The sequence below is a fragment of the Arthrobacter sp. ES3-54 genome (assembly GCF_029504395.1).
In the GTDB taxonomy this organism is placed as follows: domain Bacteria; phylum Actinomycetota; class Actinomycetes; order Actinomycetales; family Micrococcaceae; genus Arthrobacter.
In genome coordinates this window covers 1-12,702 of the sequence record NZ_JAQFIF010000005.1, presented here as the reverse complement: position 1 = coordinate 12,702, position 12,702 = coordinate 1, and the positions used below count along the sequence as shown (strand labels likewise).

Sequence of the window (12,702 nt, the reverse complement as noted above, 5' to 3'; positions counted from 1 at the left end):
ACACCATGAGCCTTTCAAGGAGCCGGGTGCCCCGGGCTTGTGACAGGCTTGCAACAGAGATTTTTCCCAGACTTACAGCATCACCAAACAACTAAGGAGCATTTCCGTGACTGAGCGTATTGTTCTGGCCTACTCCGGTGGCCTGGATACTTCCGTAGCCATCGGCTGGATCGGTGAAGCCACCGGCGCCGAGGTCATCGCCGTGGCGGTCGACGTCGGACAGGGCGGCGAATCGCTGGAGACCATCCGCCAGCGCGCGCTGGGCTGCGGCGCCGTCGAAGCCTACGTCGCCGACGCCAGCGACGAGTTCGCCAACGAGTACTGCGTGCCCACGCTGAAGGCCAATGCCCTCTACCAGGGCCACTACCCGCTGGTCTCGGCCATCTCCCGCCCGGTGATCGTCAAGCACCTGGTCAAGGCCGCCCGCGAATTCGGCGCCACCACGGTGGCCCACGGCTGCACCGGCAAGGGCAACGACCAGGTCCGCTTCGAAGTCGGCATCCAGACCCTCGGCCCGGACCTGAAGTGCATCGCACCGGTCCGCGACCTCGCCCTGACCCGCGACAAGGCCATCGCCTTCGCCGAGGAAAAGGGACTGCCGATCGAGACCACCAAGAAGAACCCGTACTCGATCGACCAGAACGTCTGGGGCCGCGCCGTCGAAACCGGCTACCTCGAAGACATCTGGAACGCCCCCACCAAGGACATCTACGACTACACCGCCACCCCGGAATTCCCGCCGGCACCGGATGAGGTCACCATCTCCTTCGAAGCCGGCGTGCCGGTCGCGATCGACGGCGTCAAGGTCACCCCGCTGCAGGCCATCAAGGAACTCAACCGCCGCGCCGGCGCCCAGGGCGTCGGCCGCATCGACGTCGTCGAGGACCGCCTCGTGGGCATCAAATCCCGCGAAATCTACGAAGCACCGGGCGCCATGGCGCTCATCACCGCGCACAAGCACCTCGAGGACATCACGATCGAGCGCGAGCAGGCCCGCTTCAAGGCGACCGTCGGCCAGCGCTGGGCCGAGCTGGTCTACGACGGCCAGTGGTTCTCCCCGCTCAAGCGCTCCCTCGACGCCTTCATCGAGGACACCCAGCGCTACGTCACCGGTGACATCCGCATGGTGCTGCACGGCGGCCAGGCGATCGTCAACGGCCGCCGCTCCGAAACCTCGCTCTATGACTTCGATCTCGCCACGTACGACACCGGCGACACGTTCGACCAGTCGATGGCGCGCGGCTTCATCGAGCTGTGGGGCATGTCCGCCAAGGTTGCCTCCGGCCGCGACATCCGCGTCGCAGGACAGTAATGGCGTCCGCCACAAATGAAGGCGCGCTGTGGGGCGGCCGGTTCGCCGGCGGCCCCGCGGACGCCCTCGCCGCGCTGAGCAAGTCCACGCACTTTGACTGGCGGCTGGCCCGCTACGACATCGCCGGCTCCAAGGCGCACGCACGCGTGCTGCACAAGGCCGGGCTGCTGGACGACGCCGAACTCGAGGGCATGCTTGCCGCCCTGACCCAGCTGGATGAGGATGTCGCTTCCGGCGCCTACCTGCCGGCGGAGTCGGATGAGGACGTGCACGGTTCGCTGGAGCGCGGCCTGATCGAGCGCGCCGGCACCCAGCTCGGCGGCAAGCTCCGCGCCGGCCGGTCCCGCAACGACCAGGTGGCCACGCTGGGACGGATGTTCCTGCGCGACCACGCCCGGATCATCGCCCGCGGCGTGCTCGCCACGATCGACGCGCTGGTGGACCAGGCCAAGGCGCACCAGGGGGTGGCCATGCCCGGCCGCACCCACCTGCAGCATGCCCAGCCGGTCCTGCTCAGCCACCACCTGCTGGCCCACGCCTGGGCGCTGCTGCGCGACGTGCAGCGACTGGCGGACTGGGACAAGCGCGCCGGCGTTTCGCCCTACGGTTCGGGTGCCCTGGCAGGCTCCTCGCTGGGACTGGACCCGGAGGCCGTCGCCGCCGAGCTGGGCTTCTTCTCGGCGACGCACAACTCGATCGACGGCACCGCCTCCCGCGACGTCTTCGCCGAGTTCGCCTGGATCACGGCCATGATCGGCGTGGACCTGTCGCGGGTCTCGGAGGAAGTGATTTTGTGGGCCACGAAGGAGTTCTCCTTCGTCACCCTGCACGATTCCTACTCCACCGGCTCCTCGATCATGCCGCAGAAGAAGAACCCGGATGTGGCGGAACTGGCACGCGGAAAGGCGGGCCGGCTGATCGGCAACCTGACCGGGCTGCTGGCCACCCTGAAGGGCCTGCCGCTCGCGTACAACCGCGACCTGCAGGAGGACAAGGAACCGGTCTTCGACGCCGCCGACACGCTGGAGGTCCTGCTCCCGGCAGTGTCCGGCATGATCGCGACGCTGACGTTCAACACCGAACGGATGGAAGCGCTGGCGCCGCAGGGCTTCGCGCTGGCGACGGATATCGCCGAATGGCTGGTCCGCCAGGGCGTTCCCTTCCGCGAGGCCCACGAGCTCTCAGGCGCCGCGGTGAAGCAGGCCGAAAGCCGCGGCGTCGAGCTCTGGGACCTGACGGACGAGGAATACGCCGCCATCTCGGAGCACCTGACGCCGGAGGTCCGCACGGTCCTGTCCACTGAGGGTTCGCTCAACAGCCGGAACTCCCAGGGCGGCACCGCACCGGCCGCCGTCGAACGCCAGCTGCTGGCCCTCGACGGCGAGCTCGCCGGCGTGCGGGAGTACGCGGGGTAGTTCCCCTTTCGTCTACGCGAGATGGCATTTCGCGGCAGTGTTTACGAAAAACATTGCCGCGAAATGCCATCTCGCTGCGTTTAAGGTAGGCACATGAGCGAAACGTTCCGGCAAATGCTCCGTGCACTGCCCGATTTCCCCGAAGTGCTCCCGGACTTCGATCCGGCCTCAGCGCCGACGGACCCGGCCGAGCTGTTCCGGCTGTGGCTGGCCGAGGCGCTGGAGGCCGGGGTGCCGCAGCCCAACGCCTGCAGCCTGGCCACCGCCGATGAGCTGGGCCGGCCGTCGTCGCGGATGCTGATCCTGAAGGACATCGACGCCGACGGCTGGCACTTCGCGACCTCCCGGGAATCCCGCAAGGGCCAGGAGCTCGCGGCCAACCCGCACGCGGCGCTGAACTTCTTCTGGCAACAGCAGGGCCGCCAGGTGCGGGTGGCCGGGGACGTCGTGGAGCTGTCAGCCGAGGCCTCGGCCGCGGACTGGCAGGCCCGGCCGGGCGCAGACGGTGGCGAGAATCCGGACTGGCAGCTCTACGCCATCCGGCCCCGCGAAATCGAATTCTGGCAGGCCCGGCATGACCGCCGGCACATCCGGCACCGCTACCCGCCCCGCTGACCGGGTTCCGCTCAGTTAATCCGAGTTAATTGGGCGGCTCGGTTTAGGATGGGCGCCATGACCTCAATCACACCAGAGAACCTTCGGACAGAACTGCACCGCGCCGCCGACGTCGTGGCCGGAATCGCCGGGAAACTGACGGAACAGGACATCAAAGCGCCCTCGGAACTGCCCGGCTGGAGCCGCGGGCACGTGCTGGCCCACATCTGCGGGATCGCCAACGCGATGGGCCGACAGCTCGAATACGCCGCCCGCGGTGAGAGTGTGGAACTCTACAACGGCGGCTCCGAGGGGCGAAACCGCGCCATCGACATGGCCGCCAGCCACAGACTCGCTCAGCACCGGGCCGACCTCGACGCAGCGTTGGGCAGGGCCCTGCGCGCGTTCGACTCGCTCGACGCTGCGGGCTGGCGCGAGCCCATCACCTACCGCGGGGGAGTCGTGTTCGACGGCGGCCTGGCCTTGTGGCGCGAACTCGTCATCCACGCGGCCGATCTCGGCACCGGCCACGGACCGGAAACCTGGAGCCGGCCTTTCTGCGGGCACGTCTTCGATTTCCTCTCGGCCCGGGTGCCCGAGGGCCAGCGCTTCGTGCTGCAGCCGCTCGGCCTGCCCGCGGTGGCCATCGGGAGCGGCGGAACATCGACGGTGATCAACGGCATGCTCACGGACATCGCCGCGTGGCTCGCCGGCCGCACCCCCACCCTCGGCAGCCTGCGCGCCACCGCCGCGGCCGACGGCGTGGACCTTCCGCAACTGCTGCCCTGGCCTGCCGGAGTGCCCGTCAACAACTGAGTACCGGGCCTTCGCGGGCCAGCCCACCCGGTCCGGTGCCCGGCTCGGCACGGTGCAGGACCCGGCGCTGGCCTGAGACCGCGCAGTCGTGCAGCCCTACGACCTGGGGCCTAGGGCCGTGCCGTTGCGAGGGCGAGTTCGCGTTCCCGGTCCAACAGGCTGCCCTTGACGGCCAGCCCCCAGCGGAAGCCGCCCAGGGTCCCGTCGGTGCGGATGACGCGGTGGCAGGGAACAAACAGGGCCGCCGCGTTGAAGGCGCAGGCACTGGCCGCCGCCCGGACGGCCTTGGCGTTGCCGGACAGCTCCGCATACTCCGTGTAGGTCACCGGGCGCCCCGGAGCGACCGTGCGCAGCACGTCCCAGGCATGGCTGCGGAACGGACCAGACTTCTGCAGCACCGGCACCGCCATGGCAGGCTCCGGGTCGCCGGCGTAGAACGCCTCCACGGCCGCGGAGATGCGGCCCAGCCCAGAAACGGTCTCGAATTCGCCCGGCAGCAGGTCCACGTGGATCTGCCCGGTCAGCTCGCCGGGAACGGCGGTCCAGCCCGATGACAGGACTGTGCCGTCGCGGGCAATGATGGTGAAGGGACCGTCCGGGGTGGACATGGTCAACAGCTGGGCTTTCATGGTTTCGCTTTCTTCGGAGCCTGTTTTTGAGTCTGCTTTTGAGTTAGAGACAGCGCGCGCGCCGCGGACTGGGCAGCCGCTGCCGCGCGCCAAAGGTGCATGGTGGCGTAGGAGCGCCACGGGCTGACCTCACGGAAATCGGGGGTCAGGGCGGCCCCGTTTGGCGTCTGGGCGAGCGACCGGATGCCGTTGCGGACCGCAGCATCGTTGGCCAGGAACACGTCCGGCGCGCCGATGACGCGCATCGCTACGTAGCCCACTGTCCACGGCCCGACGCCGGCCAACGGCAGGAGCTTGGCCTCCAGCCCGTGCATGTCATCGCCGTAGCCGAAGTCCAGGTCGCCCGAGGCCATCGCCGCGGCGGCGCCGCGGACGGCATCGATCCGCCGCTGTGGGCCGCGGAGCAGCTCGAAGCCGGTTTCCGCAATCTGGGCGGCCGTCGGGAACAGCCGGTGGAGGCCGTCGTCGGGCACCAGGCTTGCGCTCCCGGCCGCGGACAGTTGGCCCAGTGCGGTCCGCGCGGCGGCCACCGTGATCTGCTGGCCGATCATGGCCCGGATCAGCAGTTCCTGCGGATCAACGGCGCCGGGCATCCGCATGCCGGGCGTGCGCGCCACCGTGGCGGCCAGGCGGGGATCGGCGGTGAGGGCGGCATCGATGGCGACCGGATCGGCGTCCAGGTCCAGCAGCCGGCGGACCCTGCTCAGCAGGGCGGCCAGGTCCCGGAGATCGACGGCGCCGATGGTCAGCACGAGCGGGCGCCCGGGCGCCCCGGCGTCGTAATCCACCCGGAAGCGGGCATCGCCGTGCGTCAGTCGCAGGGTGCGGGCGTAGGAACTGGAGGTACCCTCCTCGATCCCGGGGATGGCGCGGACGGCGAGGAAGTCGAAGACGCCTGGGTCGAACGGTTCGCGGTACGGAAGGTTGAGAGTGAGCGCTGTGGTGGCCGCGGGGGAGCGGTGATGCCGGGCTGTGGCCCGGAGTGCGGAGGGCGTCATCGCAAAGACCTCGCCGATGGTCTCGTTGAACTGGCGCACGCTGCTAAATCCGGCGGCGAAGGCGATGTCCGAGACTTTCATTGCCGTGGAGACCAGCAGGGTGCGGGCGGTCTGGGCGCGGCTCGCCCGCGCCAGGGACAGCGGGCCGGCGCCGAGTTCGTGGCTGAGGATGCGGTTGAGCTGGCGCGAGGAGTAGCCCAGCCGGGCCGCCAGCCCCTCGACGCCGTCGCGGTTGATCACGCCGTCGTTGATGAGCCGCATGGCACGGCCGGCGATGTCGGAGCGCACGTTCCAGGCCGGCGTGCCGGGCACGGCCTCCGGCAGGCAGCGTTTGCAAGCCCGGTAGCCGGCATCGTGCGCGGCAGCGGACGTCTCATAGAACGTGACGTTGTCCGCCTTTGGCGTCCGCGCGGGACACGAGGGCCGGCAGTAGATGCCAGTGGTCCGGACAGCGGTGTAGAACTGCCCGTCGAAACGGGTGTCCCGGGCGTCGATTGCCCGGTAGCGCTGCCAGAAGTCCATGACCCCATCCTGCCAGCTTCGCCGGACACCTGCTAGCGGAATTCGGACACGACCGTGTGGGCCTCCGGCGGCGTTTGTTAAAGTCTGAACATGACTTCGAGCCCGCTTCCTGCCCAGCCCGGCACGGTTACCGCTGCGCAGCCCGGCACGGAAAAAGGTGTCCAGCCCGGCACGGTTGCAGGCACGGCTGCGTCGCTCCGGGAGCTGCTCTCGGCCGATGCGCGGCACGTGGCGCCGCTGATCCTCGGCGCCGTGTTGACGCACGACGGGCGCGACGGCTCCGTCTCGGTCCGGATTACCGAAGTGGAGGCGTACCTCGGCCCGCATGATTCGCGCCACCCGGATCCCGGGTCCCATACGTTCCGCGGCCAAACGGCCCGCAACGCGCCGATGTTCGGCCCGGCCGGCCACCTCTATGTGTATTTCACGTACGGGATGCACCATTGCGCCAATATCGTGTGCGGGCCCGAGGGCGTGGCGTCCGCGCTGCTGCTGCGGGCCGGCGAGGTGGTGGCGGGACATGAGCTGGCCGGGGCCAGGCGCCCGACGTCGAAATCGGACATCGACCTCGCCAGCGGGCCGGCCCGGCTTGCCACCGCGCTGGGATTGACGACGGCGGACAGCGGGCGGGACGCCCTGGCTCCGCCGTTCCGGCTGGAGCTGCCCGCGAACCCGCCGGAAGGGGCCGCTGTTGGCATCAGCTCTGGTCCCCGTGTCGGCGTCTCCGGCGCCGGCGGCAGCCACGACTACCCCTGGCGGTTCTGGCTCAGCGGCGACCCGACCGTCTCCCGCTACAAGCCGGCAAAGCCGGCAAGAACAGTAAAGGCGCGCAACGCCCGCGGCGGGTAGCGCGCCACGCACTGTGCCCGCACACCCTGATGCCAGCACGCGCGGTGGGGGATGATGGAGCATTATGGGCGAGGGGAAACGCGGAAAACCGGGCAGTGAGCTGGAACGGCTTCAGATCTTTGTTCAGCTGGCCACCGAGTACTTCCGCATGGTCGAGCTGTTCACGCCGGACGGCGGGCAGGTTGCGGTGGACTCCGTCGAGGCGGAGCGCAGGCACTGGGTTGAGCTCTTCCGGGCCGCACTGCTGCGTAAATTCATCGTTCCGGAAGAACACGTTTCACTCAAACTCATCGTCAGGGCCCTGCGTCTGTGCAACTACTCGGCGGACGCCAGGATAACCGAGGGCACGGCAGAAGCGGCCAGTTTGTTCACGAACGGGATGATCCGGGACCGCCAGGCGCTGATGGCCGAAATGGCCCTGGATGACCACGACCTGTTCGAGGACGTCCTCTACGGGCGGCTCCTGCATGGTGACGCCGACAGGTTCCGCCGGTCCGGGTGGGCCGGGGACTACGCCCGGCTGAGCAGCGTGGCAGCCGGGCGGTTCGGTGCCGAGCGCGCGCTCAGAAAAGCGCTGGGCGTGGTCTCCTACGGGCTTGCCAACGAACTCCTGCGCCCGCCGGAACCGGGCGGCGACGCCGAGCCCCCAGCGCCAGAGGCATAGGGACTTCTAAGAGGCGGCGAAACCGGCCTGTCCGGGGCGGCCCGGGAGGCCGCCGGCCCGGGAGGCCGCCGGCCCGGGAGGCCGCCGGCCCGGGAAACGTCCAGCGGCCAGCCAGTAGGGTGGATGGGTGAATCAAAGTGAGCCGAACCTGACGAAGACTGCAATGCCGGTGGATGAACTGATCAAGGGCCTGTGCGCCACCATCCCGGATTATCCCAAACCAGGCATCAGCTTCAAGGACCTGACCCCGGTGTTCGCCGACGGCGCCGCCTTCGGGGCCGTCGTCGATGCCCTGGTGGGACCGTTCCAGGGCCAGTTCGACGCCGTCGCCGGAGTGGAAGCCCGCGGCTTCCTGCTCGCGGCAGCCGCCGCCTACGCCACTGGGACCGGGGTCATCACGGTCCGCAAGGCCGGCAAGCTGCCGCGCGAAGTGTTCTCCGAGGACTACGCGTTGGAATACGGCACGGCCACCCTTGAGCTGCACACCACGGACCTGGCGCCGGGGAGCCGGGTGCTGATCCTCGACGACGTGCTCGCCACAGGCGGTACGCTCGGCGCCGCGGCACGGCTGTTCGAGCGGTGCGGGATCCTCGTGGCCGGCATCGGCGTGGTCATGGAACTGGACGAACTTGCCGGCCGCACGGCCCTGACCGGCCACAACGTCCGCTCCCTGCTGCAGATCTAGCTGGGCCGGCGAGGCTGGACCATCCGGGACGTGTCGGTAGAATTCCCTGACGAAGACTGCCTTGGCATTGTTTGGCGACATGCAACAGCCGTGCCCGCCGAAATGGCTGTAGAATGGTGGGTCCGTCTTTTTCGATAGGGGAACGTTCGATGCACGACGCTGATTTGGCCCATGAACGCGACTATGTGGCCGGACTTTACGCCCGGCTCGATGAGTTGCGGGCGGAGAAGCGCACCCAGCTGGCCCAGGTGCGCCGTGCCGGTGCCGTGGGCACCATGCAGAACGTTTCCGAACGCGATGCCTTCGCGGCCCTCTACGAGGACCGCCTCGCCCAGCTCGACGCCGTCGATGACCGGCTCGTGTTCGGCCGCCTGGACCTGGATTCCGGGGAGGCCCAGTACATCGGCCGCATCGGCCTGACCACCGAGGACCTGCAGCGGCTCATGGTGGACTGGCGTGCGCCCGAGGCCGGCCACTTCTACCAGGCCACGGCGTTCGACCGGCAGGGCGTCCGCCGCCGTCGTCACCTGATCCTGCAGGGCCGCGAGGTCAAGGCAATCGAGGATGACGTGCTCGACGCCGACATGCTCGCCGACAATGATTCGCTCCAGGGCGAAGGCGCCCTGCTGGCTGCCCTGAACTCCAAGCGGACGGGCCGGATGTCAGACATCGTCGGCACCATCCAGTCCGAGCAGGACCGGATCATCCGTTCCTCCATCTCCGGCGCCCTTGTGGTCCAGGGCGGTCCGGGCACGGGCAAGACCGCTGTCGCCCTGCACCGCGCCGCGTACCTGCTCTACACGCACCGGGACAGGCTCAAGAGCGCCGGCGTCCTGCTGGTGGGGCCGACGTCGTCCTTCATGAAGTACATCGAACGCGTGCTGCCCTCGCTCGGCGAGACCGGCGTCGTGATGGCGAGCCTGGGCCGGCTCATGCCGGGCGTCACCGCCGTTGCCGAGCCGGACTCCGCCGTCGCTGCCATCAAGGGCCGGCTGGACATGGCCGAGGTGGTTGCCAACGCCGTGGCCAACCGGCAGCGCATTCCGGCCGGAAACCGGATCCTTGAGGTCGACGGCCGCAAGCTGGTCCTCACACCGCGCCAGGTCCGCCGCGCCAAGGAAAGGGCGCGCGCCACCGGCAAGCCGCACAACGAGGCCCGCGTCTCCTTCGTCAAGATCCTGCTCCGCGAACTCACCGAGCAGATGACGGAACTTGTGGAGGCCGGCAATATCGGCAACAACGCCGACCGCTCGTACCTGGCGGAGGATGTCCGCTCCGCCCGGGATGTCCGGATCGCCCTGAACCTGTGCTGGATGCCGATGACCCCCGAGAAGCTCGTGGGGGAGCTGCTGAGCAAGCCGGCCATCCTCGAGGCCTGCACCCCGAACCTCAGCCCGGAGGAACGCGCGCTGCTGTTGCGCCCTGCCGGTTCGCCCTGGACCGAGTCCGACGTTCCGCTGCTCGACGAGGCCGCCGAATTGCTCGGCGAGCTTGATGCCGCCGCGGGACGGGGCCTGGCGCAGCAGGAACAGGACCGTGCCCGCGACCTCGCCAACGCCAAGCAGACCCTGGTCAACATGGAAACCGCCGGCGTGGACGTCCTCGTCACGGCCGAAGACCTTGTGGACCAGAACCAGGAGCGCGAGACGCGGCTGACCGCTGCAGAGCGTGCCACCACGGATCGCAGCTGGGCCTTCGGGCACATCGTGGTGGACGAGGCCCAGGAGTTGTCACCCATGCAGTGGCGGCTGCTGGTCCGCCGCTGCCCGCTGAAGTCGTTTACGATCGTGGGCGACATCGCCCAGACAAGTTCCGTTGCCGGCGCCAACTCCTGGCACAGCGCCCTGGGCCCCATGTTCGGCGACCGTTGGCAGCTCGAGGAGCTGACGGTCAACTACCGCACTCCGTCCCAGATCGCCGAGGCCGCGGCCCGCATGGCGACGGCGGCCGGACTGGTGGTTTCTGCACCCAAGGCCGTCAGGGAAGGGCGCTGGTCCCCGGTCATCGACACTGTCGGCAAGGGCCAGATCGTCAACAAGCTCGTGGAGGTACTTCCCGAGGAACTGGACGCCATCGAAGGCGGCCTGATGGCGGTCATCGCTGACGGCGATCTTCTGCCCGAGGCCAGCGCGGCGCTGCGGGCCGTGTACGGCCACCGTGTCGGGACCGGAGCGGGGAGCTACGCTCAGGACATCGTGGTGATCAGTCCCCGCGAGGCAAAGGGCCTGGAATTTGACGGCGTCGTGGTTTTGGAACCGACGGACATGCTCAACCACGAGCACGGCCGGGTGGGCGACCTGTATGTGGCCATGACCCGGCCCACGCAGCGCCTGCGGCTCATCGCCGCCGCCGGAATCCCGGCAGGCATCGAGGAGTAGGCCTGCGGCCGGGCGATATTGGCTGTCCGCCCGCTGGACCGCAATGGCTGCCCGGCGGCCGGGCGCACGGCGTCAACTGCGATGCGGGTCTCTTGATCCTGCTAACTTAGATTCCGTGTCCCAGCTAAATATTCTCGATGCCCAGCAGAACGACCCCAGCTTTGCCAATATCTGGCAGGAGCTGAAATGGCGCGGCCTTGTCCACGTCTCCACGGATGAGGCGGAGCTCGAAAAGCTGCTTGCCGGCGAGCCCGTGACGTATTACTGCGGCTTCGATCCGACCGCGCCGAGCCTGCACCTGGGCAACCTGGTCCAGCTGCTGCTCATGCGCCGGATCCAGCTGGCCGGCCACAAGCCCCTCGGACTGGTGGGCGGTTCCACGGGCTTGATCGGTGATCCGCGTCCGACGGCGGAACGCACCCTCAACACCAAGGACACCGTGTCCGAGTGGGTGGGCTACCTGCAGGCCCAGGTCCGTCGCTTCCTCAGCTTCGAGGGCGACAACGCCGCCCGGATGGTCAACAACCTGGACTGGACGGCGCCCCTGAGCGCCATCGACTTCCTGCGCGAGATCGGCAAGCACTACCGTGTCGGCACCATGCTCCGGAAGGACGCCGTCGCATCCCGCCTCAGCTCCGAGGAAGGCATCAGCTACACGGAGTTCAGCTACCAGATCCTGCAGGGCATGGACTACCTGCAGTTGTTCCGCGACTACGGTTGCATGCTGCAGACCGGTGGCTCGGACCAGTGGGGCAACCTCACCAGTGGCACCGAGCTCATCCGCAAGGTTGAGGGCAAGCACGTCCACGCCCTGGGAACACCGCTGATCACCAACTCTGACGGCACCAAGTTTGGCAAGAGCGAAGGCAACGCGATTTGGCTGGATCCGGCCATGTGCAGCCCGTACGCCTTCTACCAGTTCTGGCTGAACACGGCCGACGCCGACGTCGCGGACCGCCTCAAAGTGTTCACCTTCCTGAGCCGGGCCGAGATCGAGGCTCTGGAGCTAGCGGTCGCCGAAAGGCCGTTCGCCCGCGAGGGCCAGCGGAAACTGGCATACGAGGTGACCTCGCTGGTCCATGGCGTGGACGCCACCGAGAAGGTCATTGCGGCGTCGGCCGCGGTGTTCGGCAACGGCGATCTCTCCGTGTTGGATGAAGCGACCTTGAAGGCGGCGACCTCCGAACTGCCGTCCGCCACTGTCAACGCCGGCGCACTGGGCATCATCGAGCTGCTGGTCGCCTCCGGCCTGTCAGAGAGCAAGTCCGCCGCACGTCGCACTGTGGGGGAGGGCGGGGCCTACGTCAACAATGCGAAGGTGTCCGACCCCGACGCCGTTATTGACTCCAGCCAGTTGCTGCATGGCCGCTACCTGCTTCTGCGCCGGGGCAAGAAGAACCTGGCAACGGTGGAAGTCGCCGCGTCCTGATCAGCTTTCGAAAACGCACCCTGCACGCTCCTTCCCGGCCGATTTGCACGGCCGGGAAGGAGCGTGTATTGTTTTCTGAGTCGCCGCCGTTGAGTGGTGACAAACCCCCACAAATGAGAAGCAATTCTTCATGCGCTAGGCGCAAACAATGAAAATTGCTTCAATTCTGTTGGGCGGATTCGCTCCACAAAGTGAAATTCGGATGAAAATTGCGAATTTGCAAAGTGGAAATGAATGAAATAAGCTGTAAACATCGCAGCGAAGAAAAGCGAAATAAAGAATTCATGGAAATGAATTGTTTCGGCAAGTATTCGAATGTGTCTGTTGTTTGAGAACTCAATAGTGTGCCAAGTTTGTTGATACCAATTTATTGTATTGAATTGGTTGAATTGACCAGGTTGCGCCACCCCG

The 12,702-nt window shown here is 67.7% G+C and carries 12 protein-coding genes; 9 read left to right on the top strand and 3 right to left on the bottom strand.

Translation table 11 applies throughout. The features are described from left to right. Positions 1-106: 106 nt before the first annotated feature. The 4 genes from M2428_RS10755 to M2428_RS10740 all read left to right on the top strand — a co-directional run bounded on the left by M2428_RS10755 (position 107) and on the right by M2428_RS10740 (position 4,137). Entirely contained in the window at positions 107-1,312 is a 1,206-nt protein-coding gene (locus M2428_RS10755; RefSeq protein ID WP_229993928.1) for an argininosuccinate synthase, read from the top strand. Then, positions 1,312-2,727, top strand: coding sequence for an argininosuccinate lyase (gene argH / locus M2428_RS10750; RefSeq protein WP_277525963.1), 1,416 nt, complete (start codon positions 1,312-1,314; stop codon positions 2,725-2,727). The genes M2428_RS10755 and argH overlap by 1 nt, the downstream gene beginning before the upstream one ends. A gap of 93 nt (positions 2,728-2,820) precedes the next feature. Continuing rightward, a complete protein-coding gene (locus tag M2428_RS10745) occupies positions 2,821-3,342 on the top strand; it encodes a pyridoxamine 5'-phosphate oxidase family protein (RefSeq protein WP_277525962.1) in 522 nt (173 codons plus the stop codon). A gap of 57 nt (positions 3,343-3,399) precedes the next feature. Then, positions 3,400-4,137 (top strand): maleylpyruvate isomerase family mycothiol-dependent enzyme, encoded by a 738-nt coding sequence (locus M2428_RS10740; RefSeq protein ID WP_277525961.1) that lies wholly within the window; start codon positions 3,400-3,402, stop codon positions 4,135-4,137. 110 nt (positions 4,138-4,247) lie between these two features. On the opposite strand, the gene M2428_RS10735 is transcribed toward M2428_RS10740, so the two are convergent. Beyond that, positions 4,248-4,766 carry a methylated-DNA--[protein]-cysteine S-methyltransferase gene (locus M2428_RS10735; protein WP_277525960.1) on the bottom strand — a complete coding sequence of 173 codons (519 nt, stop codon included), beginning with the start codon at positions 4,764-4,766 and terminating at the stop codon, positions 4,248-4,250. Beyond that, complete coding sequence (locus tag M2428_RS10730) at positions 4,763-6,286, bottom strand: AlkA N-terminal domain-containing protein (protein WP_277525959.1); 1,524 nt, start codon at positions 6,284-6,286, stop codon at positions 4,763-4,765. Before M2428_RS10730 ends, M2428_RS10735 begins: the two co-directional genes overlap by 4 nt. 90 nt (positions 6,287-6,376) lie before the next feature. On the opposite strand from M2428_RS10730, the gene M2428_RS10725 reads away from it, so the two are divergent. From M2428_RS10725 to tyrS, 5 genes are all read left to right on the top strand, one after another. Then, positions 6,377-7,135, top strand: coding sequence for a DNA-3-methyladenine glycosylase (locus M2428_RS10725; RefSeq protein ID WP_277525958.1), 759 nt, complete (start codon positions 6,377-6,379; stop codon positions 7,133-7,135). A 64-nt stretch (positions 7,136-7,199) separates the two neighbouring features. Beyond that, a complete protein-coding gene (locus M2428_RS10720) occupies positions 7,200-7,799 on the top strand; it encodes a hypothetical protein (protein ID WP_277525957.1) in 600 nt (199 codons plus the stop codon). Positions 7,800-7,962: 163 nt separating this feature from the next. Next, on the top strand, positions 7,963-8,484 hold the full coding sequence (locus M2428_RS10715; protein ID WP_277526215.1) for an adenine phosphoribosyltransferase: 522 nt from the start codon (positions 7,963-7,965) through the stop codon (positions 8,482-8,484). Between the two features lie 149 nt (positions 8,485-8,633). Then, the gene (locus tag M2428_RS10710) at positions 8,634-10,862 is read left to right on the top strand and encodes an AAA family ATPase (protein WP_277525956.1); all 2,229 of its coding nucleotides are present in this window, start codon (positions 8,634-8,636) and stop codon (positions 10,860-10,862) included. Positions 10,863-10,977: 115 nt separating this feature from the next. Continuing rightward, complete coding sequence (tyrS, locus tag M2428_RS10705; RefSeq protein WP_277525955.1) at positions 10,978-12,291, top strand: tyrosine--tRNA ligase; 1,314 nt, start codon at positions 10,978-10,980, stop codon at positions 12,289-12,291. Positions 12,292-12,419: 128 nt separating this feature from the next. Here the strand turns inward: tyrS and M2428_RS10700 are convergent. Then, positions 12,420-12,702, bottom strand: a 283-nt coding sequence (locus M2428_RS10700) for a hypothetical protein (protein WP_277525954.1), incomplete at its 5' end; no start/stop codon positions are given.